This window comes from Phenylobacterium sp. (assembly GCF_965229015.1).
In the GTDB taxonomy this organism is placed as follows: domain Bacteria; phylum Pseudomonadota; class Alphaproteobacteria; order Caulobacterales; family Caulobacteraceae; genus Phenylobacterium.
Genome location: NZ_CBDDIM010000001.1, coordinates 1651199 through 1675264 on the forward strand (window position 1 = coordinate 1651199; position 24066 = coordinate 1675264).

General features: G+C 69.6%; 25 protein-coding genes. 4 read left to right on the plus strand and 21 right to left on the minus strand.

The genetic code is table 11. The features are described from left to right. Positions 1-130: 130 nt before the first annotated feature. A complete protein-coding gene (trmFO, locus tag ACO06I_RS08235) occupies positions 131-1540 on the plus strand; it encodes a methylenetetrahydrofolate--tRNA-(uracil(54)-C(5))-methyltransferase (FADH(2)-oxidizing) TrmFO (protein WP_421932093.1) in 1410 nt (469 codons plus the stop codon). A gap of 3 nt (positions 1541-1543) precedes the next feature. Here the strand turns inward: trmFO and ACO06I_RS08240 are convergent, their stop codons facing one another. The 7 genes from ACO06I_RS08240 to yajC form a co-directional block, all read right to left on the minus strand. Next, a complete protein-coding gene (locus ACO06I_RS08240) occupies positions 1544-2242 on the minus strand; it encodes a squalene/phytoene synthase family protein (RefSeq protein ID WP_421932094.1) in 699 nt (232 codons plus the stop codon). A gap of 67 nt (positions 2243-2309) precedes the next feature. After that, complete coding sequence (locus ACO06I_RS08245) at positions 2310-2915, minus strand: urate hydroxylase PuuD (protein ID WP_421932095.1); 606 nt, start codon at positions 2913-2915, stop codon at positions 2310-2312. A 60-nt stretch (positions 2916-2975) separates the two neighbouring features. Next, on the minus strand, positions 2976-3929 hold the full coding sequence (locus tag ACO06I_RS08250) for an aldo/keto reductase (protein ID WP_421932096.1): 954 nt from the start codon (positions 3927-3929) through the stop codon (positions 2976-2978). Between the two features lie 25 nt (positions 3930-3954). After that, positions 3955-4314: an Mth938-like domain-containing protein gene (locus ACO06I_RS08255; protein ID WP_421932097.1), complete on the minus strand. Its 360-nt coding sequence runs from the start codon at positions 4312-4314 to the stop codon at positions 3955-3957. 3 nt (positions 4315-4317) lie between these two features. Further along, entirely contained in the window at positions 4318-5262 is a 945-nt protein-coding gene (gene secF, locus ACO06I_RS08260) for a protein translocase subunit SecF (protein ID WP_421932098.1), read from the minus strand. 11 nt (positions 5263-5273) lie between these two features. After that, positions 5274-6872 carry a protein translocase subunit SecD gene (secD, locus tag ACO06I_RS08265; protein WP_421932099.1) on the minus strand — a complete coding sequence of 533 codons (1599 nt, stop codon included), beginning with the start codon at positions 6870-6872 and terminating at the stop codon, positions 5274-5276. An 11-nt stretch (positions 6873-6883) separates the two neighbouring features. Next, the gene (yajC, locus tag ACO06I_RS08270) at positions 6884-7234 is read right to left on the minus strand and encodes a preprotein translocase subunit YajC (protein ID WP_421932100.1); all 351 of its coding nucleotides are present in this window, start codon (positions 7232-7234) and stop codon (positions 6884-6886) included. 118 nt (positions 7235-7352) lie between these two features. On the opposite strand from yajC, the gene ACO06I_RS08275 reads away from it, so the two are divergent. Further along, positions 7353-8192, plus strand: coding sequence for an ATP-binding protein (locus ACO06I_RS08275; protein ID WP_421932101.1), 840 nt, complete (start codon positions 7353-7355; stop codon positions 8190-8192). Between the two features lie 144 nt (positions 8193-8336). Here ACO06I_RS08275 and ACO06I_RS08280 read toward each other — a convergent pair whose 3' ends face one another. The 4 genes from ACO06I_RS08280 to serS all read right to left on the minus strand — a co-directional run bounded on the left by ACO06I_RS08280 (position 8337) and on the right by serS (position 13107). Then, a complete protein-coding gene (locus tag ACO06I_RS08280; protein WP_421932102.1) occupies positions 8337-10223 on the minus strand; it encodes a LysM peptidoglycan-binding domain-containing protein in 1887 nt (628 codons plus the stop codon). 104 nt (positions 10224-10327) lie between these two features. Then, complete coding sequence (locus ACO06I_RS08285; RefSeq protein ID WP_421932103.1) at positions 10328-10999, minus strand: protein-L-isoaspartate(D-aspartate) O-methyltransferase; 672 nt, start codon at positions 10997-10999, stop codon at positions 10328-10330. Further along, positions 11000-11776, minus strand: a complete 777-nt coding sequence (gene surE, locus ACO06I_RS08290; RefSeq protein ID WP_421932104.1) for a 5'/3'-nucleotidase SurE — start codon at positions 11774-11776, stop codon at positions 11000-11002. After that, positions 11773-13107, minus strand: coding sequence for a serine--tRNA ligase (gene serS / locus ACO06I_RS08295; RefSeq protein ID WP_421932105.1), 1335 nt, complete (start codon positions 13105-13107; stop codon positions 11773-11775). Before serS ends, surE begins: the two co-directional genes overlap by 4 nt. Positions 13108-13241: 134 nt before the next feature. On the opposite strand from serS, the gene ACO06I_RS08300 reads away from it, so the two are divergent. Next, entirely contained in the window at positions 13242-13967 is a 726-nt protein-coding gene (locus ACO06I_RS08300; protein ID WP_421932106.1) for a hypothetical protein, read from the plus strand. On the opposite strand, the gene tatC is transcribed toward ACO06I_RS08300, so the two are convergent. From tatC to ACO06I_RS08340, 8 genes are all read right to left on the minus strand, one after another. After that, on the minus strand, positions 13964-14932 hold the full coding sequence (gene tatC / locus ACO06I_RS08305) for a twin-arginine translocase subunit TatC (protein WP_421932107.1): 969 nt from the start codon (positions 14930-14932) through the stop codon (positions 13964-13966). The genes ACO06I_RS08300 and tatC overlap by 4 nt on opposite strands. After that, positions 14929-15444, minus strand: coding sequence for a Sec-independent protein translocase protein TatB (gene tatB / locus ACO06I_RS08310; RefSeq protein ID WP_421932108.1), 516 nt, complete (start codon positions 15442-15444; stop codon positions 14929-14931). Before tatB ends, tatC begins: the two co-directional genes overlap by 4 nt. A gap of 73 nt (positions 15445-15517) precedes the next feature. After that, positions 15518-15721: a twin-arginine translocase TatA/TatE family subunit gene (gene tatA / locus ACO06I_RS08315; protein WP_421932109.1), complete on the minus strand. Its 204-nt coding sequence runs from the start codon at positions 15719-15721 to the stop codon at positions 15518-15520. 117 nt (positions 15722-15838) lie between these two features. Beyond that, entirely contained in the window at positions 15839-16480 is a 642-nt protein-coding gene (scpB, locus tag ACO06I_RS08320; RefSeq protein ID WP_421932110.1) for an SMC-Scp complex subunit ScpB, read from the minus strand. Then, positions 16477-17286, minus strand: a complete 810-nt coding sequence (locus ACO06I_RS08325) for a segregation and condensation protein A (RefSeq protein ID WP_421932111.1) — start codon at positions 17284-17286, stop codon at positions 16477-16479. The genes scpB and ACO06I_RS08325 overlap by 4 nt, the downstream gene beginning before the upstream one ends. Then, entirely contained in the window at positions 17283-18305 is a 1023-nt protein-coding gene (gene nagZ / locus ACO06I_RS08330) for a beta-N-acetylhexosaminidase (protein ID WP_421932112.1), read from the minus strand. The genes ACO06I_RS08325 and nagZ overlap by 4 nt, the downstream gene beginning before the upstream one ends. Continuing rightward, on the minus strand, positions 18302-19075 hold the full coding sequence (locus tag ACO06I_RS08335; protein ID WP_421932113.1) for an SPOR domain-containing protein: 774 nt from the start codon (positions 19073-19075) through the stop codon (positions 18302-18304). Before ACO06I_RS08335 ends, nagZ begins: the two co-directional genes overlap by 4 nt. A 100-nt stretch (positions 19076-19175) precedes the next feature. After that, entirely contained in the window at positions 19176-20354 is a 1179-nt protein-coding gene (locus ACO06I_RS08340) for a deoxyguanosinetriphosphate triphosphohydrolase (RefSeq protein ID WP_421932114.1), read from the minus strand. Between the two features lie 79 nt (positions 20355-20433). Here ACO06I_RS08340 and erpA point away from each other — a divergent pair, with 79 nt between their 5' ends. Then, entirely contained in the window at positions 20434-20766 is a 333-nt protein-coding gene (erpA, locus tag ACO06I_RS08345; protein ID WP_421932115.1) for an iron-sulfur cluster insertion protein ErpA, read from the plus strand. Between the two features lie 44 nt (positions 20767-20810). On the opposite strand, the gene ACO06I_RS08350 is transcribed toward erpA, so the two are convergent. Further along, a complete protein-coding gene (locus tag ACO06I_RS08350) occupies positions 20811-21857 on the minus strand; it encodes a PepSY-associated TM helix domain-containing protein (protein WP_421932116.1) in 1047 nt (348 codons plus the stop codon). Continuing rightward, positions 21857-23980 (minus strand): TonB-dependent receptor, encoded by a 2124-nt coding sequence (locus ACO06I_RS08355; protein WP_421932117.1) that lies wholly within the window; start codon positions 23978-23980, stop codon positions 21857-21859. The genes ACO06I_RS08350 and ACO06I_RS08355 overlap by 1 nt, the downstream gene beginning before the upstream one ends. Positions 23981-24066 lie beyond the last annotated feature (86 nt).

Sequence of the window (24066 nt, forward strand, 5' to 3'; positions counted from 1 at the left end):
TGTCCTCTGGCCGCCCGTCTGAAAGACCAAACGAGTCGGCCGCCCCTTTGGCTGCGATCTTTGCGGTTGCGGCTCTTTCGCCGCAAGGCCTCCCTCGCGATCGAAGCCAATCGTTGCTACTTAGCCACGCATGAGCACCAAGATTGATCCCGTCCACGTGATCGGCGGCGGCCTGGCCGGTTCGGAGGCCGCCTGGCAGATCGCCCAGGCCGGCGTGCCGGTCGTCCTTCACGAGATGCGCCCTGTGCGCGGCACCGACGCCCACCACACCGACGGCCTGGCCGAGCTGGTCTGTTCCAACTCCTTCCGCGCCGACGACTGGACCGGCAACGCGGTGGGCCTGCTGCACGCCGAGATGCGCCGGCTGGACTCCATCATCATGTCCTGCGGCGACGCCCACCAGGTGCCGGCCGGGGGCGCCCTGGCCGTGGACCGCGACGGCTTCTCCCAGGCGGTCACCGCCCGGCTGGAGGCCCATCCCTTGGTCGCCATCGCCCGCGAGGAGGTGGCCGGCCTGCCCCCCGCCGAATGGGACAGCGTGATCGTGGCCACCGGCCCCCTCACCTCCCCGGCCCTCTCGGCCGCCATCCTGACCCTGACCGGCGAGGGGGAACTGTCCTTCTTCGACGCCATCGCCCCCATCGTGAACTTCGAGTCCATCGACATGGGCGTGGCCTGGCGCCAGTCACGCTACGACAAGGAGGGCCCTGGCGGCGACGCCGCGGCCTACATCAACTGCCCCCTGGACAAGGACCAGTACGAGGCCTTCATCGACGCCCTGCTGGCCGGTCCTAAGAGCGAGTTCAAGGACTGGGAGAACGTCCCCTATTTCGACGGCTGCCTGCCCATCGAGGTGATGGCCGAACGAGGCCGCGAAACCCTGCGCCACGGGCCGATGAAGCCGGTCGGCCTGACCAACGAGCACAATCCGCAGGAGAAGGCCTACGCCATCGTCCAGCTGCGCCAGGACAACGCGCTGGGCACCCTGTGGAACATGGTGGGCTTCCAGACCAAGCTGAAGCACGGCGCCCAGACCGACATCTTCCGGATGATCCCGGGCCTGGAGAAGGCGGTCTTCGCGCGGCTCGGCGGCCTGCACCGCAACACCTTCCTCAACAGTCCCAAGCTGCTGGACAACCAGCTCCGGCTGAAGGTCGAGCCCCGCCTGCGGTTCGCCGGCCAGGTGACCGGGGTCGAGGGCTATGTGGAGAGCGCCGCCATGGGCCTGCTGGCCGGCCGCCTGGCCGCCGCCGAGCGCCTGGGCGCGCCCATCGAGGCGCCGCCGGCCACCACGGCCCTGGGCGCCCTGGTGGGCCATATCACCGGCGGGCACCTGGAGGGCGGCAAGGGCTCCTTCCAGCCGATGAACATCAACTACGGCCTGCTGCCCCCCGTGGAGGGCGTGGCCAAGCGTGACGACACCGGCCGCCGGTTGGGCGCCAAGGAGAAGAGCCGCGGCAAGAAGCTGGCGGTGGGCGAGCGCGCCCTGGCCGACCTGGAGACCTGGGTCACGGGCGGGACGAAGATCGCCGCCGAATAGGGGTCAGACCTTGCCGCGCGCCACCGCGAGGAACAGGCGCAGACGGGCTTCCAGCTCCGACGGCCTGCGGCCCTTGGCGCGAACCCGGGCCAGGGTCGCATGGGCGATGGCCGGGAAGGCCGGCGCCGAGAGGCCGCCAGCGTCCTTGAGCGCCCGGTCCAGGATCGGCCCGACATCGGGGCCGGCCAGGCCCGCCGTGCCGATCAGCCGCCCGATGGCCCAGGCGCGGCCCCCGGCCAGGGCCTTGGCGAGATCGGCCGCGGGATCGAGGATCAGGGCCGCCAGGACCGCGGCGTTCCCCGCCGTGCCGTCAGCCCATTCCAGGGCCTCGCCCAGCTTCATCGGCTCGGCGCTGAGCTCACGATAGCGGGCGTCGATCATCGCCTCCAGCCGCTCCCGCGCCAGGCCGTGGCGGCCGACGGCCTCGGCCAGGGCCAGGGCCGTGGGATGCTTGCGCACCGGCCGGCCCTCGAACGCCTCATCCAGCACCTCGCGCCACCAGGTCAGGCGGATCTCTCCCATCAGGGCGTTGGAGGCGACGCGCGGCGCGCGGGCCAGCTCGTGGTCGAAGGCGTAGAGCGCGACGACATCAGCGCGGGCGTCGGCGTCCGCGATGAACCGGCTCGACAGCCAGCGGTCGGGATCGACGCGGCCCACCAGGGCGTCGAGGTCGTTCGGGTCGTGGGCGTCGTCTTCGGACATGGCGTTCGCAAAAAGCAAAAGGCCCGCCGGTTGGGGCGGGCCTTCCGATTGTAAGGGAGCTGAGGCCCTAGCCGAAGATGGTCTGGCTCATGGTCATGGTGACCAGCATCGGGATCGACAGCAGCGTGTTGGTCCGAGAGAACAGCATCGCCGTGCGGCCGGCCTTGGCCTTGGCGTCGGCGTCGGCTTCCACCAGGCCGAGCGCGATCTTCTGGTTGGGCCAGATGAAGGCCCAGACGTTGATGAACATCACCGTGGCCAGCCACATGCCCATGCCGATGAAGATGTGGCCGACGTCGGCGAAGCCCTCGGTGGCGCCCAGGGTGAAGGCCTGGACCAGATAGCCGCGATTGAAGGCCAGGATCACGCCCGCCACCCAGGTGAACAGCGCCGCCCAGCGGAACCAGAACAGCGCCGCCGGGGCGATGAACTTGGAGACCGCCGGCTTCAGCTCGGCCGGGATATTGGCCATCTGCGGGATCTGGACGAAGTTGAAGTAGTACAGCAGGCCGATCCACATGATGCCGCAGAGGACGTGGATGAAGCGGAACAGCGCCTGGAAGAAGATGGCGTCAGCCGAGCCGTAGTGGCTGAAGTAGCCAGCGATGATGATCAAGGCCAGCACGAAGCTGACGATGACGGTGTTGCGGAGATTTGCGAGAAGTCCAGCCATAGGTATCCCTCTACGATTCCTGCCCTGACCGTCAGCTATACGCAGTTTCAATCGGGGCTGCTAGTTGCCGGACACACTGTCGACGGCGCCGAAAATCGCCTCCAGCCGGGCCGAAACCTCCTGCGGCAGGGGTGGCGCGTTGATGGCCGCGATATTGGCCTTCAGGTGCTCGACGCTGCCGGTTCCGGTGAGGACGACATGGGCGCCGGGCTCGTGGCGGCAGAAGAGGTAGGCCGCCTCCAGCTCCGAGGCGATCTCCGGATGGCCCCGCAGGAAGCCCAGGGGATCTTGCGGATCGACGGCGCCGGCGGCCACCTCGCCGCGGTCCAGCAGCTTGGCGACGGTCTCGCGCAGCACCACGGGATCGCTGAGCGCCCGGCGCACGGCGAACATGATCAAGGTCCCGATGTCCTTGGCCTGGGCCGCCGGGAACACCGTGCGGCGCGCCGAGGGGTTCAGGAGGTTGAAGCCCACCATGACCACGTCGAACTGGGCCTCGGGAACCGCCCGGGCCAGCATCTGGTGGCGGGTGTCGACTCCGAAGGCCTCGGTGATCCCGATGTGGCGGATCTTTCCCGCGGCCTGCTGGCGCTTCAGCTCCGGCAGCAGGGTCGCCACGCAGGCGTCGTACTGGGCCAGCATGACCCCGTGCAGGTTGAAGAGGTCGACATGGTCGGTCCCCAGCCGCTTCAGGCTCCCCTCCAGGCTCTCGGTCAGGGCCGCCGGCGTGATCAGTTCGCCGTCGCGCCCAGGGGCGCCGCCGGTGGGGCTGGCCTTGGTGGAGATGAACACCTGGTCGCGCCGCCCCTTGACCCCCAGGCCCACGGCCTCCTCGGTGCCATAGAGCCGGGCGGTGTCGATGAAGGTGATCCCCAGGTCGATGGCCGCGCTGACCACCCGGGAGGCTTCCTCGGCGCTGGCGCCGCCGCCCATGCCCAGTCGGGAATGGCCGCCGCAGCCCAACCCCGCGGCGCTGACGACGGCGTTGGTTCGGCCGAGACGGACGGTCTGCATGGTCAGGCTCCCTAGGGGAGCCAGACTAGATCGCGATCAGGCCCGCGGCGAGCCTGCGGCCTTCGGCGGTGAGCACGTTGTACATCCGCGCCGCGGTGGGGGTGTCCATGAACTCCAGCCCGATGCCGGCCTTGGACAGGGCCTCGCGGACCGCCCGGGGCGGCAGGGCGTTGGCGGCGCCTAGGCCGAGCAGCACGAACTCAACCTCCCGCGGGCCCGCCTCCAGCACCGGGGCCAGGGCCTCCGGCGTCAGGTCCGCCAGGCGGGTCACCGGCCAGGGTCGGGCCTTGTCCTGGACGATCAGGACAGACCCCTCGTGACGCGCGCCGGAGAGCCGGAACCCGCCGTCGCCATAGGCGTCGATGGAGGGCGCGTCGCGGGCCATGGCTTACGGCCGGGCGTTGGCCGGCTTCAGCGGCTCGGCCGGCTCGTCGCCACGCTTGACGCCCCACAGCAGGATGATCGGCAGGGCGACATAGATGGAGGAATAGGTGCCGATGATGATCCCGAACACCATGGTCACCACCAGGGGCCGCAGGACCACGCCGCCCAGGACCAGGGCGCCCGACAGGGCCAGGATCGCCGTGGAGCCGGTGATCAGGGTCCGCGACAGACGCTCGTTCTCGGACTTGTTGATCACCTCGGCCAGGGGGGTGGTCTTGTACTTGCGCAGGTTCTCGCGAAGCCGGTCGAAGGTGATGACCTTCTCGTTCATCGAATAGCCGATCACGGTCAGCAGGGCCGCGATCGAGGTCATGGAGAACTCGAAGCCGGTGACCGACAGCACCCCCAGGGTCAGCAGCACGTCGTGGAACACGGCCACCACCGCGCCCAGGCCGAACTGCAGCTGGAAGCGGAACCAGATGTAGGCGAGCATCAGGGCCAGCGCGATGGCGAGCGCCATGAAGCCGCCCTGCATCAGCTCGCCGGAGACCTTGGGCCCCACCACCTCGACCTTCTTGAACTGGATGCCGGGGAACCGCTTGGTGAGTTCGTTCTGGATGCGGGTCGCGCCGGCCACCGCGTTGACGTTCTCGGCGGTGCGGAAGGACAGCATGGCGCCGTGGGAATCCCCCAGCGCCTGGACCTTGGCGTCCTCGCCGCCCGCGGCGGCGAGCGCCGTGCGCAGTTCGCCGATGGGCGCATCGCCCGTCGTCCGGACCTCGATCAGCGACCCGCCGATGAAGTCGATGCCCAGGTTCAGGCCCTTGGTGAAGAAGGAGACGCCCGACAGGACGATGAGGATCGCCGAGAACACCGCCGCATAGGGCGCGAGCCCCACGAAGTTGAAGTGGAATTCACGCGGGAGAAGACGGATCAGGGGCCAACGCATGCGGAAAACCTTCAAACGATCGGCAGCGTCTTCGGCTTCGTGGCGCGGAACCACCAGCCGATGAGCAATTGGGTGATGACCACGGCGGTGAACACCGAGGTGACGACCCCGATCAGCAGGGTCAAGGCGAAGCCGCGGATGGGGCCGGCCCCGAACTGGAACATGATCAGGGCCGAGATGGCGCTGGTGATGTTGGCGTCGAGGATGGAGACCAAGGCCCGCTGATAGCCGTGTTCCAGGGCCGAAATCGGGGATCGGCCCGCATGGGCCTCGTCCCGCACCCGTTCATAGATCAGCACGTTGGCGTCGACGGCCACCGCCAGGGTCAGGATCAGGCCCGCGATGCCGGGGAAGGTCAGGGTGAACTGGAACAGCGACATGACGCCGAAGATCAGCAGCATGTTGACGATCAGGGCCAGCGCCGCGAACACCCCGAACAGGCCATAGGCCAGCACGATGAAGATGATGATCGCCGCGGCGCCCACGGCCAGGGACAGGGCCCCGGCCTTGACCGCGTCGGCGCCCAGTTCGGCGCCCACGGTGTTCTGCTGCTCGACGTTCAGGGGCGCCGGAAGGGCGCCGGCGCGGAGCAGGATGGCCAGGTTGTTGGCGCTCTCGGCGGTGAAGTTGCCGCTGATCTGGCCCGACCCGCCGGTGATGGCGCTCTGGATGACCGGGGCCGAGATGACCTTGTTGTCCAGCACGATGGCGAAGCGCTTGCCGAGGTTCTGGGCGGTGGCGTCGCCGAAGCGGCGGGAGCCCTGGCCATTGAAGCGGAAATTGACCACCGCCTGGCCCGTCTGGGAGTCGAAGGCCTGGTGGGCGTCGGTGAGCATCTCGCCGGTGACCAGGGCGCGCTTCTTGATCAGGATCGCCCCGCCGCCCTCCTCGTAGGGCAGCAGTTGCGAGCCCGGAGGAATGCGGCCAGCGGCGGCCTCTTCCGGGGTGACGCTGTCGTCCACCATCTGGAAGGTCAGCTTGGCGGTCTGGCCGATGATGTTCTTGAGCTTCTCGGGGTCGCTCTCGCCCGGCGCCTGGACCACGATGCGGTCGACGCCCTGACGGCGGATGTCGGGCTCCTTGGTGCCCAGCTCGTCGATCCGGCGGCGGATGATCTCGATGGACTGCTCCACCGCCTTACCGGCCTCGGCGGCCAGGGCCTGCTCGGCGAAGACGATGCGGATCCGCTGGTCGTCGCCGGAGTTGATGGTGACGTCACGGCCGCCGACCGCGCCGGCGAGCGGCGAACCGACGCTCCGGCGCAGCAGGTTGGTCGCCGCCGTCAGTTGCTCGGGATCGGTGATCCGCACCGACACCGCGCCGCCGACCTGGCCCAGGTCGGTGAAGTCGATCTTGTCCTCGCGCAGCGTGGTGCGGACGTCCTCGATGAGGTTCGTCAGCTTCTCGGCGCGCAGGGCCTTGGTGTCGACCTCCAGCAGCAGGTAGGAGCCGCCCTGGAGATCGAGGCCCAGGTTGAGCTTCTTGTGCGGCAGGAAGCTCGGCAAGGTGTCGAGCGTCTTCTGCGGAATCACGTTCGGCAGGCTGAACAGGATGCCGAAGATCACCGAAATCAGGACGGCGATCGTCCTCCAGCGGGACGGAGCGATCATTTACGGGGCTCTCAGGCCTTGGAGTCGTTGGCCGGGGCGGGCTCGCCCTTGACCCGCACGTCGGAGATCATGGTCTTGACCACCTTGACGGTGACGCCCTGGGCGATCTCGACGCCGACTTCCTTGTCCTCGACGCGAACCACCTTGCCGATGACGCCGGAGTTCAGCACCACGGTGTCGTTGCGCTTCACATTGGTGATCATGGCCTGATGGGCCTTCATCCGCTGCTGCTGCGGGCGGATCATCAGGAAGTAGAACAGCACGACCAGGCCGATGAGCGGCAGGAACTGCATCAGCATTTCCTGCGGTCCGCCGCCGGCGGCGGCGCCTGCGGTCTGAGCGAAGGCGGGGGTGGCGAACATGGTCTCTCCGAAGTTCGTCGTCGGGCGTGCGAAAAGCCGCCGGTTTTCAAGTCGGCGGAAGCTATGCGTTCGCCCCTCGTTTTGCAATGGAACGGCAGGACCGCTAAGCACCACGGCCATGGAATCTGAGCTGAAATCCGTTCTCGAGCGCATCGCCTCGTCCCTGGAGCGCCTGGCGCCCCCGGCCCGCGTAACTCCGGACTTCGAAGGGGCGCGGCTTTTCCGCCACGATCCGGCCACCCACGCCTTCCATCCGGCGCCCGATTACGCCCTGCCCCTGGCCGCCCTGATCGGGGTGGACGCCCAGAAGGCCCGCTTCCTGGAGAACCTGCAGCGGTTCACCGCCGGCCTGCCGGCCAACCACGCCCTGCTCTGGGGCGTGCGCGGCACGGGCAAGAGCTCCCTCGCCAAGGCCGCCTTCATGGCGGTGGCCCAGGACGCCCCGGACCTGAAGCTGGTGGAGGTCGACCGCGACCAGGTCACCGCCCTGCCCGCCCTGTTCGACACCCTGCGCGAACGCCCCGAGCGGTTCGTGGTGCTCTGCGACGACCTCTCCTTCGAGGAGGGGGCGGCGGCGGCCAAGGCCCTGAAGTCGGCCCTGGAGGGCGGGGTCTCCGGCCCGCCGGCCAATGTGCTGTTCGTGGCCACCTCCAACCGCCGCCACCTGATGCCCCGCGGCCACGGCGAGGACCGCGGCCTGATCGCCACGGCCGAGGACGCCGAGGAGGAGGTGAGCGTGTCCGACCGCTTCGGCCTGTGGGTGGGCTTCCCGCCGATGGACCAGGCGACCTATCTGGAGGCGGTGACCGCCTACGCCCGCGCCCACGGCCTGATCGTCGCCGATCTGGAACGCCGGGCCCTGCAATGGGCCCAGCTGCGCGGCGGCCGCTCCGGCCGCGTCGCCTGGCAGTTCATCCGCGACCTGGCGGGGGAGCTGGGCAAGACCCTGCCGATGTAGAGACTCTTCCCCTTTCCCGCTTGCGGGAGAGGATAGGGTGAGGGCTCTTCCTGAATTTCCGTGATTACCCCCAGGTCGAGACGCGCAGCCCTGCTGCGCGCCCCCTCACCCTACCCTCTCCCCCCAAGGGGGAGAGGGGACCGATCACCGTCCCAGCACCAGCTTCGGATCGATGGGCCGGGCGCGTTCCGTCGGCGCCGGGGCGTAGCGGACCTCGAAGTGCAGCTGGGGTTCGGAGACCCCGCCGCTGGTGCCGGCCTGGCCGATCTGCTGACCCTGGACCACCTTCTGCTGCATCTTCACGTCCACGCGGGCGAGGTGCCCGTAGGCCGTGACCCAGCCGTCGGCGTGCTTGATCAGCACCAGGTTCCCGAAGCCGGGCACCTGGTCGCCGGCATAGACCACGTCCCCGCCGGCGGCGGCGCGCACGGCCTCCCCGGCGTTGGCGCGGATGTTCAGGCCGTCGTTGCGCTGGCCCGTGCCCTTGGGCCCGAAGTCCGAGATGATGTCGCCCCGCAGCGGCCAGTTGAACCGGCCGCGGCCCTGGCTGGTGATCTGGGCGTCGCTGAGCGGACCGGAGGTCGCCGCCGGCGGAATCGGGAAGGTGCGGTTGGGCTGGGTCGGCGGCGGCGAGGTCGGCCGCCGGTAGTCGTTGTTTGACGGCGGCGGCGTCACCGGCTGAGAGACCGGCGGCGGGGTGGGCCGGCTCGGCGGCGGGGTCACGGGCGTCGTGTCGCGCCGCGGCTCGGGCGGCAGGGTCACCGTCGTGCGGGTGGTCTCCTTGATCGGCCCCTTGTCCTTGTAGCCGTCGGGCAGGCTGATCTTGCGGCCGGCCTTGATGGCGTCGCCGACCTTCATGTCGTTCTCGGCGGCCAGGGCCTTGGGGGTGACGCTGAAGCGCTTGGCGATCAGGGTGAGCGTGTCGCCCGACACCGCCACATAGGCCTTCACCGTGGTCTTGGGGCCCTTCAGCTTGTCCCCGGCATGGAGGACGTAGGGCTCCTTGAGCTTGTTGTCGTCGGCCAGCTGCTTGCGGGTGGTGTCCATGGCGCGCGCGATGGCGTCCAGGTTCTGGCCGTTCTTGACGGTGTAGACCTGGGGCGGGCCGGCCACCTCCACCAGCTTGCCGGTGACCATGGTCTTGGTGGTGGTGGTCGTGGTGGTCCGCGGGGCCTCGGGTTCGGGCTCCGGGGTCACGGCGGGCGGCGGCGTGTAAGCCGGCGGCCGCTGCTGCTGGGCCGGCGCCTGGGGCTGGAAGGGCGTGGGGGCCGGCGCCTGAGCGCCCGAGCCCGGGACCTGGACCCGCACGGTCACCGTGGTGGGGCCCTTGTCCTTGAAGCCGTCGGGCAGGATCAGTTTCCTGCCGGCGGTCAGCGGCTTGTCGACGCTCATGTCATTGGCGTCGGCCAGGGCCTGGCCGGTGACCGAGAAGCGCCGGGCGATGGCGTAGAGGGTGTCGCCCTGCCCCACCACATAGGCCTTGGCGTCGCTCGAGGGCCCCTTCAGCGTCTTGCCGGGCCGCAGGACGTAGGGCTCCTTCAGATCGTTGTCTTCGGCCAGCTGCTTGCGGGTCGTGCCCATGGACCGCGCGATGGCGTCCAGGTTGTCGCCGCTCTTGACCGTGTGGGTCTTGGGCGGGCCGGCGGCGTCCACCACCTTGCCGGTCACCGTCTGGCGGGTGACCGTCTGCATCACCGGCGGCGGCGGCTGATACGGCGGCTGGTAGGCCGGGGGTTGGTAGGCCGGCGGCGGCGTATAGGGCGGGGTCGAGGGCGTCACATAGGCCGGGCCGCCGGGGACGGGCTCCAGCGGACGGCTCTCCACCTGCCCCGGGCCGGGCTGCGGCGCGGGTCCCTGGTCCTGGGGCGCCTGGACCGGCGGCGGCGCCTGGGCGCCGGGGGGCGGCAGCCGGGTGGGGAAGTTGGGCCGGGGCGCCTGGGCGTCCTCGCCGAACGGCGCATAGGTCGTGCAGGCGCTGAGGGACGTCGCCGCCAACAGGATCAAGGCCGTTCGGGAATAAGAAAGCGTCATCGCCGCTCCGCTCTATGGGTTCGGAATCAGTCGAGGCGTCGGGGTTAATGATGGGTTAAGGACCCCATCACCGCCAACCCACAAACTCGTAAGGTTGTGGACGGCTAAAGCTCCCGGGCCACGCCGTCCAGCAGGGGTACGAACCGAACGTCGGTCAGGGCCTCGACGGTGAAGCCGCCCTTGCCGTCGCCGGTATAGCGTTTCAGGCTTTGGACGGGTCCCTTGCCGATCGGCGCCACCAGCACCCCCCCGGGTTTCAACTGCGAAAGCAAAGCCTTGGGCTCCTCCGGCGCCGCCGCCGTGACCAAAATGCGGTCGAAAGGCGCCTGCTCGGGCCAGCCCAGGCCGCCGTCGCCGAAGCGGGTGATCACATTGGTGAGACCGAGCGCCTTGAAGCGGGCCTCGGCCTCCCCCATCAGGGTCCGGTAGCGCTCCACGGTGTAGACCAGCCGCGAGAGCTTGGAGAGCACGGTGGTCTGGTAGCCCGAGCCGGTGCCGATCTCCAGGACCCGGGCGCGGGGCTCCAGGGACAGGGCCTGGGTCATCAGGCCGACGATGAAGGGCTGGCTGATGGTCTGGCCACACGCGATGGGCAGGGCCGAATCCTCCCAGGCGCGTTCCTGGAACAGGTCGGGCGTGAAGAGGTCGCGCGGGGTCGACTCGATGGCGTTCAGCACGCCGGGATCGCTGACCCCCTGCGAACGCAGATTCAGGATCAGGCGCGCCAGCCGCGTTTCAGGCGAGTCCTTCTCCGTCTTGGTCATGTCCACGCTCATCTACGCCCTGGGCGGCGTGCCGCCCAGCACGCCCTTCAGCCGATTGACCGTCTCAAGGTGAGTCAGGTCGATGTGCAAGGGCGTCACCGAAATCTTTCCCTCGTAAATCGCCTTCAGGTCGGTTCCGTCGGCGGGCGAGGATCGCTCCTGCCGGAAACCCATCCAGTAGTAGTCCCGGTTCCGCAGGTCGGTGCGCTTCTCGGCGTGGCGCACATTGATGTCGCGGAAGGTCTGGCGGGTGACCTCCACCTCGGTGATCTTCTCCACCGGCGCGGCCGGGAAGTTCACGTTGATGATCACGTCCTTGGGCCAGCCGGTCTCCACCAGCTTGGCGATGATGCCCGGGGCAAAGTGCTCGGCAGGCGCGAAGATGTCCTCATTGCCGGTGGGCCAGCCGGTCTGGGAGAGCGCGATGGAGGGAACCCCCATGGCCATGCCCTCGATGGCGCCGGCCACCGTGCCCGATAGCGTCACGTCCTCGGCCAGGTTGGCGCCGCGATTGACGCCGGACAGCACCAGGTCGGGCTTGGCGCCCTCCATCAGCTCGAAGATGGCCAGCATCACGCAGTCGGTGGGGGTGCCGCTGGTGGCGAAGCGGCGGGGGTCCAGCTTCCGCACCCGCACCGGGTCCGACAGGGTCAGAGCCCGGCTGGCGCCCGACTGCTCGTATTCCGGGGCGCAGATCCAGATGTCGTCGGACAGCGCCCGGGCGATGTTCTCCAGCGCGACCAGACCCTCGGCATGGATGCCGTCATCATTGGTCAGCAGGATTCTCACGCCTCGCCACCGATATGGGTCAGGCCCGGCAGGTAGGGATGCAGGGCCTGGGGAATGGCGATCCGGCCCTTCTCGTCCTGATAGTTCTCCATCACCGCCACCAGGGTGCGGCCCACCGCCAGGCCCGAGCCGTTCAGGGTGTGGACGAAGCGCGTGCCCTTCTCGCCGGCCGCCTTGGTGCGGGCGTCCATGCGCCGGGCCTGGAAGTCGCCGCAGTTGGAGCAGGAGCTGATCTCGCGATAGCGGCCCTCCGACGGCAGCCAGACCTCCAGGTCATAGGTCCGCCGGGCCGAGAAGCCCATGTCGCCGTTGCACAGCTTCATGGTCCGGAACGGCAGCTCCAGGGCCTTCAGCACCGCCTCGGCGCAGCCCACCATGCGCTCATGCTCGGCTTCCGACTGGTCGGGCGCGGTGATCGAGACCAGCTCGACCTTGTAGAACTGGTGCTGACGGATCATGCCGCGGGTGTCGCGACCCGAGGCGCCGGCTTCGGCGCGGAAGCTGGGGGTGAGCGCCGTGAGCCGCAGCGGCAGCTCCTCCTCGGCCGTGATCTGCTCGCGCACCAGGTTGGTCAGCGAGACCTCGGCGGTGGGGATCAGCCAGCGGATGTCGGAGGCCTGCGCCAGGTCGCCGGGTCCGAGCGCCCGGGCGTTCTCCAGGCCGGGGATCGCCACGAACTGGTCGTCGGAGAACTTGGGCAGTTGCCCGGTGCCGAACATGGCCTCGCTGCGCACCATCAGCGGCGGCGAGACCTCGGTGTAGCCGTGCTCCTGGGTCTGGATGTCCAGCATGAACTGGCCCAGCGCCCGTTCCAGCCGCGCCAGCTGGCCGCGCAGCACCACGAACCGGGCGCCGCTCATCCGGGCGGCCGCCTCGAAGTCCATCAGGCCGAGCGCCTCGCCCAGGTCCACGTGGTCCTTGGGCGCGGCGACGTGGTTCGGTTCGCCCCAGCGGCGCACCTCGACATTGTCGTGCTCGTCCTTGCCGATCGGCACGTCTTCGGCGGGGATATTGGGCAGCGAGGCCAGCAGGTCGAACAGCTCGGCGCTGGCGGCCCGCTCGGCCTCGGCCTGGGCGGCGCCGGCGCCCTTCAGGGCCTCGACCTCGGCCAGCAGGCGCTGGGCCTCGGCCTCGTTCTTCTGAGCCTTGGCCTGGCCGATCAGCTTGGAGAGTTCGTTGCGCTTGGCCTGGGCGGTCTCGGCGGCGGTCTTGGCCGCGCGGACCTTGGCGTCCAGCTCGATGGCCTGGGCGGCCGCCCCGGAGCGGCCCTTCGCAGCCCAGGCTTTTTCGTAAAGCTCAGGGGTTTCGCGAATGGCTCGAATGTCGTGCATGGGGTCCGCCGTAAGGTAAGCGGCTTCTCTAGAGCGCGTTGGCGGGGGCGCCAAGGCCGAGACTCCCGGCCAGCTCTAGGTCCAGGCTGCAAGCCTGACTATAAGGTGGCGGCCATTCCGGGGGGGACGCAGCCATGGGACGACACTTCATCACCTTGGCGACCATCGCGGTGGGACTGGCCATGTTGGCCGGATCGTCCCACGCCGCGACGCCGCCGGTTCCCAGAACCTCGACGCCCGTGGCTGCTTTGCCGCCGTTGCGGACCACCGATTTCAATCTTATCGGCGACAACATCATCGTTCCCTTGCCCGCGGGCTACTGCCCGGCCAGCGGACGTTTCGAGGGAATCGCCCAGCTGACGGCCGCGGCGGATAAGGAAAACCTGACCACCGCGTCGCTCTATCTTTGCGACGACATCGCGTCGGATACGGCGCCGACGCGCTATGCCCTGGTCAAGACGCCGAGGAAGCTGCTGCTGGTCAAGGCGAGCCGCAGCGAACTGCTGGCCGAGATGGGCGCGATTCCGCCTTCGGAACTCGCCGCGCTGATGAACTCCGAAAACCTGGGCAAGGAGGCGTCCAAATCCGCCAGCGAGGTCCTCGGCGCCAAGACCGAGATCGGCGTCAACATCCAGCCCGTCGCCGCTGATGAGTACGGCTACTACATTACCGGCACGGGCCAGGGGAGCGCCGGAACCCAGACCTTCCAGGTCTGCTTCGCCGGCGTGCTGACCACGATCAAAGGCCACGTCATCGCCTACTATTTCTATGCCCCGGGACAGACCCTCGGCGACATCGCGGCCGTCCTGGCCCTGACCAAGGCGGAGGTGCGTCGCCTCATCAAGGCCAATGGCGACTAGACCACCGCAACGGCCGTGGCGGCGTCCTCGCGGGCACGGCGGCGGTCGATCAGGGCCACGCACCAGATCGAGATCTCGTAGAGCAGGATGATGGGGGTCGCCAGCAGGGTCTGGCTGATGGGGTCGGGCGGGGTCACCACCGCGGCCACCACGAAGATGCCGACGATGGCGTAGCGGCGCCCGGCCCGCAGCATCTTGGAGTCCACGATCCCGGCCATGCCCAGCAGGGTCAGCACCACCGGAAGCTGGAAGCAGAGGCCGAAGGCCATCAGCAGTGTGGTCACCAGGGTCAGGTAGTCGGAGACCTTGGGCAGCAGTTCGACGGAGATCGCGCCCACCCCGGTGATCTGCTGGGAGAGCGAGAACCAGAGGACGAACGGCAGGATCATGAAATAGACGAGCGCCGCGCCAAGGGCGAACAGCACCGGGGCGGCGACGAGGAAGGGCAGGAAGGCGTGCCGCTCCTTCTTGTAGAGGCCCGGCGCCACGAAGCCATAGATCTGGGCGGCCAGGACCGGGAAGGTCAGGATCACCGCCCCGAAGCCCGAGAGCTTCACCTTGGTGAAGAAGAACTCCAGCGGCGCGGTATAGACCAGCTTCAGCGCGCCGGACGCGAGGTTCGGGACCTCCTTCAGGCCCACCAGGGCCAGCAGCAGGTCGAAGGGACCGGCCGAGCTCGCCTGGTTCGGCGGCGTCGGCTTGATGTGCAGGAACTGCAGGATGCCGTCCACGAAGCCGGCGTGCGGCCCCGCGTGCTCGGCCAGGCGCTGGGCGGCCATCAGCTGGGCGGCCACCTGATAGGGGTGCAGCAGCAGGTAGTAGATCTGGGTGGAGAAGGCGAAGCAGACCGCGAAGCCCACCGCCAGGGCGCCGACGCAGATGATCAGGCGCGAGCGCAGTTCGATCAGGTGATCCAGCAGAGGCGCGCGGGAGGCCTCGATCTCGTCGTCGATCTCGTCGCTCAAGAGACCGTCCCCTTGGGCGCGCGGCGCGCGGCCGCGACGGTGGCGGGCTTCTTCTTCGGCGCGGCCTTGGGCTTGGTGGTGGCCGCGGTCGGCGCCCGGGGCTTGCGGGGCGCCTTGGGTTTGGCCACGACGGGTTCCGAGGTGGCACCCTCGGCGCCTTCGGCCTCGCCGTACTGGTGGCTCATGGGCGGGTGGAACTGGATCCCCGAGCCCTGAAGGCTGTCGCCGATCTCATTGAAAACCTGGTTGATCTCGACGTTGGAGGCCTCGGCCGCCGCCTGGTCCACCAGCTGGCCGCGGCGCATGGCCTCGACCTCCTTGCGCAGGTCGTCGAGCTCCGACTGGCGGGCCATCTCGTCGAAGCTGGCGCGGAAGTCGTCGGCCATGGAGCGCAGACGCGCCACGAACTGCCCCAGCTTGCGCAGGAGCATGGGCAGATCCTTGGGCCCCACCACGATCAGAGCGACCGCGGCGATGACCAGCAGTTCCATCCCGCCGACTTCAGGAAGCATTGCCCACGCCTAAACGATGAAAACCCACGCCGATCAGGACCGGCGTGGGCGGAAATCCGGGAACGGCAGCCGACTAGCTGCGGGCTTCGTCTTTTTCGCTGGGCAGCGGCTTGGCGGTCGTCGAGGCCACCTCGTCGCCGTCCTTGAGGCCGTCCTTGAAGGCGCGGATACCCTTGGCGGCGTCGCCCATGATCCCCGACAGCTTCCCGCGGCCGCCGAACAGCAGCAGCACGACCACCGCCACGATGATCCAGTGGATGGGCCCGAAAGCACCCATGACCTTACTCCTTTGCGCCGGCGCCCGAGGGGGCGCGCGCCAGTTGCGATATTCCAATCGAATATAGTCGTTTAGGTGACCGCGCGCCAATCGGTTCGCAAGAGCCTGCGCGTCCAATCAGCGCTCTTCCTCCTCCCCGAGGAAGTCTGTGTGGAATTCGGGCGCCGCGTCGTCCTCCAGCGGGTCCTCTTCCAGGTCCACGCCGCCCGGATTGGGGATGGCGAAGTCGGCGGGCAGGTCCAGGCTGAGCAGGCCGGCGGCCTTCATCTCGGCCATGCCCGGCAGGTCGGCGAGCGCCGCCAGGCCATAGTGCTCCAGGAAGGCGTCGGTGGTGCCGTAGGTGACCGGGCGGCCCGGAGTGCGGCGGCGGCCGCGCATCCGCACCAGGCCCAGCTCCAGCAGCACGTCCAGGGTGCCGCGGCTGGCCTGCACCCCGCGCACGGACTCGATCTCGGCCCGGGTCACCGGCTGGTGGTAGGCGATGATGGCGAGGGTCTCCTGGGCGGCCTTGGACAACCGCCGGGGCTCCTCCCGCTCCTCGGTCATCAGGAAGGCGAGGTCCGGGGCGGTCTGGAAGCGCCAGCGGTCGGCCACGCAGACCAGCTCGACGCCCCGCCCAGCATAGGTCGCCTGCAGGGCGGCGATGGCGGCCTCGACGTCGGAATTGGCCGGCAGGCGCTTGGCGATGTCGTCCAGGCTGAGCGGGCCCGCGGCGGCGAACAGCAGGGCCTCGACCTGGCGCTCGGCGGGATCGGTCACGCGGCGGCTCCCCGTCGGGCGCGCAGGAAGATATCGGCGAAGGCCTCCAGCTGGCGGGCCTCCATGGCCCCCTCCTTCACCAGCTCCAGGCTGGCCGAGAGGGTGGAGGCGACATAGGAGGCGCGGCTCGGGCCGGGCTCACTGCTGGGGCGCATCGGCGCTATGCCCTCCAGGGCGGTCCATCGCGACAGGTCGGGCAGCATGTCCCGCAGCCGCTCGCGGGCCGCCTCCAGCGGATAGGCCTGGGGCGTGCGCGGCGTGTAGTGGCGGTCCTGTTCCTTCTTCCGCTGGGCGATATAGGCGCTCATCAGGCCATAGAGGTCGCCCTCCAGGCGGTTGGAGGGGATGATCTGGATCGCCTGGGGATCGCCGCGCAGGAAGACGTCGCGGCCCAGCTGGGCGCCGTCGCGCAGAGCGTCGGCGGACCGGCGCATGGCGTCGAGCTTGGCCAGGCGGAAGGCCAGTTGCGCGGCCATCTCCTCGGCCGGCGGCTCTTCGGCCTTGGGGCGCTCGGGCTTGGGCAGCAGCAGGCGGGACTTCAGATAGGTCAGCCAGGCGGCCATCACCAGATAGTCGGCGGCCAGCGAGAAGCGGATGCGCCGGGCCTGGTGAACGAAGGCCAGGTACTGGTCGGCCAGGCGGGTGATCGACAGCTTCATCAGGTCGACCTTCTGGCTGCGGGCCAGGGCCAGCAGCACATGGAGCGGGCCCTCGTAGCCCTCCAGGTCGATGATCAGGGCCTCGCCGTCCTCGGCCGCGGTGGCGGCGGCCTCGAAGTCGAGATTGGGCTGGAAGGTGTTGCTCAAGACCACTGCCCCGCGAAGGCCGCGTCGAATCGCGCGCGCCCTTCCTCAGCATCGAAGGGCTCGGGGGTCCGTGCGATGCGGCCCAGCGCCGCGCGGGCCCGCTGGGCGGCGCGGCCGGAAAGCGCGCGGGTCCCGACGATCACCGCCTTCATCTCGGCCATGTCGCCGTTGCAGTGCAGGACCACGTCGCAGCCGGCCGACAGGGCGGCCTTGGCGCGGGTGGTGAAGTCGCCTCCCAGGGCCTTCATGGACAGGTCGTCGGTCATCAGCAGGCCGTCGAAGCCGATGGCCTTGCGGATCACCGTGCTGATCGCCCGCTTGGAGGTCGTGGCCGGGCCCCGTGGATCGACGGCCGTGTAGACGACGTGGGCGCTCATCGCCATGGGCATGTCCGACAGCACCCGGAAGGGCGCGAAGTCGTGGGCGTCCAGGTCCTCATAGGCGGCGTCCACCACCGGCAGGTCCAGGTGGCTGTCGGCCATGGCCCGGCCGTGGCCGGGGATGTGCTTGATCACCGGCAGGACGCCCCCGGCGATCAGCCCCTCGCAGGCCGCTCGGCCCAGCTGGGCGACGCCCTCGGGGGTCCTGGCGTAGGCCCGGTCGCCGATGATGTCGTGGGCGCCTTCGCTCGGCACGTCCAGCACCGGCACGCAGTCGACATTGATCCCCAGGGCGGCGAGATCGTGGGCCAGCAGGCGGCCGCCGAGACGGGTGATCTCCCGCCGCAGCAGCGGATCATTGGCCGGCAGCTCGCCATAGGCCCGGCCCGGCGGATAGCGCCGCCAGTGCGGCGGCCCGAGGCGGGCGACCCGGCCGCCCTCCTGGTCGATCAGGATCGGCGCGTCGGGGCGCTCCACGCAGGCGCGCAGCTGCGCGGTCAGGGCCCGCACCTGGTCGGGGCTGTCGACATTGCGCTTGAAGAGGATGAACCCCCAGGGACGCACGTCGCGGAAGAAGGCCTGCTCCTCGCTCGAGAGGCTCAGGCCTGCGCAGCCGAGGATGGCGGCGTTGACGCTCACTTCACGAAGCAGGACTTGCCGGCGGCCTTGAGCTGGTCGCAGAAGGCCGCGGCGTCGGCGCGGCTGGCGAAGCCGGTGACCGCGGTCCGGTAGAGGGTGGCGCCGTCCTTCTGGATGGCCTCGACCCGCTTGCCCTTGCCGGCCGTGGCGCCCGGCGCGATCTTGGCCGCGTCGTTCCAGCCCTTGTCGGCCAGGGCCTGGGAGGAGAAGGCGCCGATCTGCACCGCGGCCGCGCCGCCGGCGGCGGCCACGGGCGCGGGGGCCGGAAGGTTGGGCTTCAGGGCCGGGACAGGCTTGGGCGCCGGGGTGACGGGGAGAGCCGCCACGGGACCGGGGGCGGGCCCGGCGGCCACCGGAAGGGTCGGCGCGGGCTTGGGGGCCGGCGGCGGGGTGACCACGGCCACCGGCGGGGCGGCGCGGGCCGCGGGCTGTTCCGGCGGGGCGGTGAAGTTGGGGGTGGTCGGCGCGGCCGCGCCCTCGGAGGACTGGTAGATCTGCAGGCCCGCGGCGGGGTCCACCGGCTGGTCCTCGGCGGGCGCGGGACCCTTGATGGCGCCCACGGGGGTGCCCACCGCCTGCGGCGCGGCGCCGGCCTGGCGCACGCCGGAGCGATAGAAGACGAAGATCGCCACCACCAGGCCGATCAGCACCAGGGCGGAGATGATCAGCATCATCGGGGCCGGCCGGGTTCCGCGCACCGGCTGGCGCGCGTCGAAGGCCAGGGGCGCGTCGGTCGGGGGCGTGTAGGCGCCGCGATCGGGGTTGGTCATCGAAGGCTCCCAAGGGAATCGAAAAGCGCGCGCGAAACGAATCGCACGGCGTCGTGGTCAGTGTACCGAAGGGCGGCGGGCTTCGAACCGCCGCGACGCCCTAATTCCAGACGTCGAGGTGGAAAAGCCTGCGGTGCTCTTCGATGGCGAAGCGGTCGGTCATGCCGGCGATGTAGTCGCACACCACCCGGGCGCGGCCGGCGTCGTCGCGGTTCTGCGACCGGGCGAACCACTCCGTCGGCAGGACATCGGGTTCGCTCATGAACAACTGGAACATCTCGGCCAGAATACGGCGGGCCTGGGAGCGGGTGCGATTGACCTTCCAGTGCCGGTACATCCGGTTCATCAGGAACTCCCGCAACCGCCCCAGATCCTCCAGCATGTCGCGGGAGAAGGCCACCAGGGCGTGGTCGAGATGCCGCACGTCGTCGGCCGAGGCCACCTTGGACGAGACGGCCCGCCGCTCGGTCTCGGCCAGGACGTCGTCGATCATCGCCCCGATCATGCGCCGCACCGCCTCCAGCCGCACGATGCCCGGGTCGAGGTCGGGATAGTCCCTGTAGACGCTGGCGAGGATCGGGCCGATCAGGGGCACGTCCAGCAGCTCCTTCAGGTGGAACAGGCCCGCCTGCACCCCGTCGTCCACGTCGTGGTTGTTGTAGGCGATGTCGTCGGCCAGGGCCGCGCACTGGGCCTCCGCCGAGGCCCAGGTGTCCAGGCCCAGGTCGTACTCGGCGTCGAACTCGGAGATCGCCTTCCACGAGGGTTGGCTGAGCTTGGCCGTCACCGGGCCGTTGTGCTTGATCACCCCCTCCAGGGTCTCCCAGGTGAGGTTCAGCCCGTCCCAGCGCGGATAGCGGCGCTCCAGCTTGGTGACCACCCGGAAGGTCTGCACATTGTGGTCGAAGCCGCCATAGGGCTCCATCTGCACCTGCAGCTCATCCTCCCCGGCATGGCCGAAGGGCGGATGGCCCAGGTCGTGGGCGAGCGCGATGGTCTCGGCGAGATCCGCGTCCAGCCCCAGCGCCGTGGCCAGGGACCGAGCCACCTGGGCCACCTCCAGGGAATGGGTCAGGCGGGTGCGGAAGTGGTCGCCCTCGTGGGCCACGAAGACCTGGGTCTTCTCCTTCAGGCGGCGGAAGGCGGTGGCGTGGATGATGCGGTCGCGGTCGCGGGCGAAGGGGGTGCGGTTGCGGCTTTCCGGCTCCACGACCTTGCGGCCCAGGGACAGGCCGGGGTCTTCGGCGTAGGAGACGCGGGGCGGAACCGTCAAAGCCATGTATGCTCGCAATCTGCGGTGGCCCCTTGGTCAAGAGCCCAGTCACCCTCATATAGGCCAGACCAGGGTTTTACGCATCATGACCACATCAGACCTCACGCTCTCGCCCACCGCCGCCCAGCGGCTGCACGACCTCAGCAAGACCGAGGGCCACCCCGTCATGCTCCGCGTGGCGGTGGAGGGCGGCGGCTGCTCGGGCTTCCAGTACCAGTTCGCCCTGGTCAGCGAGCGGCAGGCCGACGACCTGGTGGTGGAGCATGACGGCGCCGCGGCCCTGGTGGACGAGATGAGCCTGATCCTGCTCAAGGGTTCGGTGATCGACTATGTCGACGAACTGGCCGGCGCCGAGTTCCGCGTCCGCAACCCCAACGCCAAGTCCAGCTGCGGCTGCGGCGTCAGCTTCTCCATCTGATCGTTTCCCGCATTCCGGCCGAGGCCGGGGCGAGCGGGTTCGCCTTACCGCCCCCGCGTCCAGTTGCGTCGTTGCTGGATCAGGAACGACCAGAGGCCCAGCCCGCCCAGGGCCGCCAGGGCGACGCCGCCCAGGAACACCACCAGCTCGTAGAGCCGGCCTCCCACCGAGGCGGCGTGGATCGGATAGAGCGCGTTCTGGAGCCGGGCGCCGGGGCCCAAGGCCTGGGCGTCCAACGTGCCGACCACCTTGGAGGTCGCGGGGTCGATATAGACCAGGGTGCGGCCGTTCGGATGCCATTCGGCTGGCTGCTTCATGCGGATGACGGCGGGCGCCCCAGGCGCAGACGGCCAGCTCGCCAGCCTCAGGGTCGCCTGCGGAAACGCCGCCTGGGCGCCGGCCAGGGCCACGGGCCAGTCGATGTCCCCCGCCCCGGCCTGGGGCGGCTTGCCCGGCTGAACCCCGCCGGGCGCCAGTCCGATCAGAAGCGCCTTGCTGGTGTCGTTGAAGACGATCATCCCGCCGGTCAGGCACAGGACGAAGACCGGGACGGCCATCAGGACGCCCAGGTCGCGGTGCGAGGCGACGATGTCCCGCCGGGTCGCCGACTTCGGCCATACCTTCCCCGCGAAGCTGCGCCAGGCGGGAAACCAGACAATCACGCCGGTCAGGCACAGCACCGCACCGGCCAGGCCCGCCGTTCCCACGACGATCTCGCCGCTCTCTCCGGCCAGCAGCCGGTGATGCAGCTGGAAGACCCACTGCTCGGCCCGCTCGGTGTCGGTCCAGCGGGCCAGGACGGCGCCGTCGGCGGCGGCATAGGCCATGCCGTCCTTCGCATAGGTCAGCCGATGGACCCCCAGGCGCGGCCCGGCGAACATCATGCTGCGGGGTGTCCCCTTCGCCTCCACGGCCTCGGCCGCCGCCCCCAGCACCGCCGGGGAGGCCGTCACCACGGCGCGGGCTTCCGGCACGGTCAGCTTCACCCAGTCCTCGCGCAGCACCAGCAGGGCGCCGGTGAGCCCCAGGACCACGAGGATCAGGGCCAGGATCGCCCCGGCCCAGGCGTGCAGGGTGCGGATCAGGCCCATCAGAAGGCCCGCACGATCCCCAGCGTCACCGCCCGGCCTTGGCCCGCGAAGTAGCGGGCGTTGTCCGTCGGGTTGGTCGTGTCGCTGTTATAGGTGATGTACTGCTCGTCCAGCAGGTTGCGGACGCCCAGGCTGACGACCCCGAAAGGCGCGTTCCAGGCGGCCACCGCGTCCAGCAGTTCATAGCCCTCGAAGGCGTTGGCCGCCGGCTGACCCTGGAAGCTGCGGGCCTCGAAGACCTGGCCCTGCAGGCGGAAGTTGAAGTCGCCATAGGTGGCGTCGGCGGTCAGGGTCAGCCGGTCGGGCGAGATGTTCGCCCCGTCCAGGTCCTGGTCGACCCGACCGTCGCCGTTCCCGTCGGTCCGGCCCTTCAGGTGGGAATAGGCCGCCCCCAGGGTCAGCCAGTCCTTGGCCTTCCAGCGAAGGGTCGCCTCGACGCCTTCGATCTCGGTGCGCTGGCGCTGGACGTCGAAGGTGCCCCCGGCGTTGAGCACCAGCAGGGCGCCCTTGTCCGAGGCCGAGGAGAACCAGGCCAGCGACCCGTTCACCGGCCCGTGGGCGAACTCGACCCCCAGCTCCAGGTTGTCCGAGACCACCGGGGCGACGTCCAGATAGGTGTCGACGTCACGGCCTGGCGTGTTGATGGCCCGCAACACCCGGCCGACGTCCGGCATGGTGAACCCCTGCGCATAGGAGGCGTAGGCCACCACCCCGTCCACCACCCGGAAGGTGCCGCCGACATTGGTCAGCACCTCCGTGAAGCTGGGCGCGCCGCCGGCGACCCGGGTGGAGCCCGACGAGGCCAGGGTGGTGAAGTCTCCCACCTCCAGGGTGGCGTTCTCCTGCCTCACCCCAGCCGACAGGTGGATGCGGTCGTCCCAAAGGGCCTGGTGGGCCTGCAGGAAGGGCGAGAGGCTCTTGTAGGTGGTCTTGGGCACCCAGACGCGGTTGGTCAGCACCAGTTCCTGGTAGGTCTTGTCCCTCAGCCCATCGAGGCCCACGAGGATCTTCAGGCCCGGCAGCGCCGCGAAGCCGCGCTCGTAATCCAGCTTGAACCCCTGCTTCTGGGAGTTGTTGGCCGACTGGTCGAACAGGGTGTTCAGCGGGGCGAGGCGGACGTCCTGGAACGTGCCGGTGATCGAGCCCCCGAAGACGCCGTGATAGTCGTGGGCGAAGCCCTGGGCCGTCAGGACCCCGCCGAACAGGTCGCGGTCCTTGTAGGTGATCGCCGCGGAGGTCACCTCGTTGGCGGTGGGCAGGCCGGGCTGGACGCCCGGCCGCGCGGTCGCCGGCAGGCCGGTGGCGCGGTTTCCATTGACCAGGACGAAGTCGTCGCCCCCCTCCAGCTCGAAGTGGTTGACCATGGCCTCCAGGCGCCGCTCGTCGCCGAGATCGACCCCCGCCTTGCCGAAGAGCGACCAGCTGTCGGAATTCTGCAGCTCGCCCTGGGTCGCGTCGATGCCGATGCGGCGGCCCTCGGCGTCGTAATAGCCGCCGTGGGCCTCGTAGGCCGCGCCGGCCACGAAGTCCCAGGTCCCGAAGTCGCGGCCCACCAGGCCGGCGGCCTTGTAGCCGAAGCTGTCGTCCAGCACGCCGTCGTCGAAGCTGGTCTGGGCCATGACCTTGCCGGTCCAGCCCTGGCCGGACTTGGGCGTCGGCGCGGTGACATAGTTGATCACCCCGCCGGTGGCGCCGACCCCCTGGATGGCGTTGGAGCCGAACACCACCTCGACGCGGTCGATGAAGAAGGGGTCGATGGTGAACCCGTCGCGGCTGTCGTCCCGCAGCGGCGTCGACTGCGGCACGCCGTCCACCAGATAGAGCGGCGAGCGGCCGCGCAGGGTCTCGCCGGCGCCCGAGAGCTTCTGCCGGGTCGGCGAGAAGGACGGCACCAGGGCCGAGACCGCCTCCACCGCGCTCATCGCCAGGGCCTGCTGCACCCGCAGCTCGGTCTCGCCGATGATCTGGATGGTGGAGGGCACTGTGGCGCGCGGCGCCTCCGAGCGCATGGCGGTGACCACAAGTTCGTCGACCGCCACCGCCTCCTGGGCCTGAGCCGGCGTGATCGCCCCCAGCAGGGCCAAGGCCGTTCCGCCGCACAACAGCCTGCCGAGACGTCCCATAAGCGCGATCCATTCTTGCGATTAATTCTCAATCGCTCCCATGGCAGAGGCTGGCGGACGGGTCAACCGCCCGCCGGGCTTGACCT

Bases quoted from the DNA above. Each gene is read 5' to 3' on its own strand.
- trmFO (WP_421932093.1), top strand. From the start codon at position 131: ATGAGCACCAAGATTGATCCCGTCCACGTGATCGGCGGCGGCCTGGCC.
- ACO06I_RS08240 (WP_421932094.1), bottom strand. From the start codon at position 2,242: ATGTCCGAAGACGACGCCCACGACCCGAACGACCTCGACGCCCTGGTG.
- ACO06I_RS08245 (WP_421932095.1), bottom strand. From the start codon at position 2,915: ATGGCTGGACTTCTCGCAAATCTCCGCAACACCGTCATCGTCAGCTTC.
- ACO06I_RS08250 (WP_421932096.1), bottom strand. From the start codon at position 3,929: ATGCAGACCGTCCGTCTCGGCCGAACCAACGCCGTCGTCAGCGCCGCG.
- ACO06I_RS08255 (WP_421932097.1), bottom strand. From the start codon at position 4,314: ATGGCCCGCGACGCGCCCTCCATCGACGCCTATGGCGACGGCGGGTTC.
- secF (WP_421932098.1), bottom strand. From the start codon at position 5,262: ATGCGTTGGCCCCTGATCCGTCTTCTCCCGCGTGAATTCCACTTCAAC.
- secD (WP_421932099.1), bottom strand. From the start codon at position 6,872: ATGATCGCTCCGTCCCGCTGGAGGACGATCGCCGTCCTGATTTCGGTG.
- yajC (WP_421932100.1), bottom strand. From the start codon at position 7,234: ATGTTCGCCACCCCCGCCTTCGCTCAGACCGCAGGCGCCGCCGCCGGC.
- ACO06I_RS08275 (WP_421932101.1), top strand. From the start codon at position 7,353: ATGGAATCTGAGCTGAAATCCGTTCTCGAGCGCATCGCCTCGTCCCTG.
- ACO06I_RS08280 (WP_421932102.1), bottom strand. From the start codon at position 10,223: ATGACGCTTTCTTATTCCCGAACGGCCTTGATCCTGTTGGCGGCGACG.
- ACO06I_RS08285 (WP_421932103.1), bottom strand. From the start codon at position 10,999: ATGAGCGTGGACATGACCAAGACGGAGAAGGACTCGCCTGAAACGCGG.
- serS (WP_421932105.1), bottom strand. From the start codon at position 13,107: ATGCACGACATTCGAGCCATTCGCGAAACCCCTGAGCTTTACGAAAAA.
- ACO06I_RS08300 (WP_421932106.1), top strand. From the start codon at position 13,242: ATGGGACGACACTTCATCACCTTGGCGACCATCGCGGTGGGACTGGCC.
- tatB (WP_421932108.1), bottom strand. From the start codon at position 15,444: ATGCTTCCTGAAGTCGGCGGGATGGAACTGCTGGTCATCGCCGCGGTC.
- tatA (WP_421932109.1), bottom strand. From the start codon at position 15,721: ATGGGTGCTTTCGGGCCCATCCACTGGATCATCGTGGCGGTGGTCGTG.
- ACO06I_RS08335 (WP_421932113.1), bottom strand. From the start codon at position 19,075: ATGACCAACCCCGATCGCGGCGCCTACACGCCCCCGACCGACGCGCCC.
- ACO06I_RS08340 (WP_421932114.1), bottom strand. From the start codon at position 20,354: ATGGCTTTGACGGTTCCGCCCCGCGTCTCCTACGCCGAAGACCCCGGC.
- erpA (WP_421932115.1), top strand. From the start codon at position 20,434: ATGACCACATCAGACCTCACGCTCTCGCCCACCGCCGCCCAGCGGCTG.
- ACO06I_RS08350 (WP_421932116.1), bottom strand. From the start codon at position 21,857: ATGGGCCTGATCCGCACCCTGCACGCCTGGGCCGGGGCGATCCTGGCC.
- ACO06I_RS08355 (WP_421932117.1), bottom strand. From the start codon at position 23,980: ATGGGACGTCTCGGCAGGCTGTTGTGCGGCGGAACGGCCTTGGCCCTG.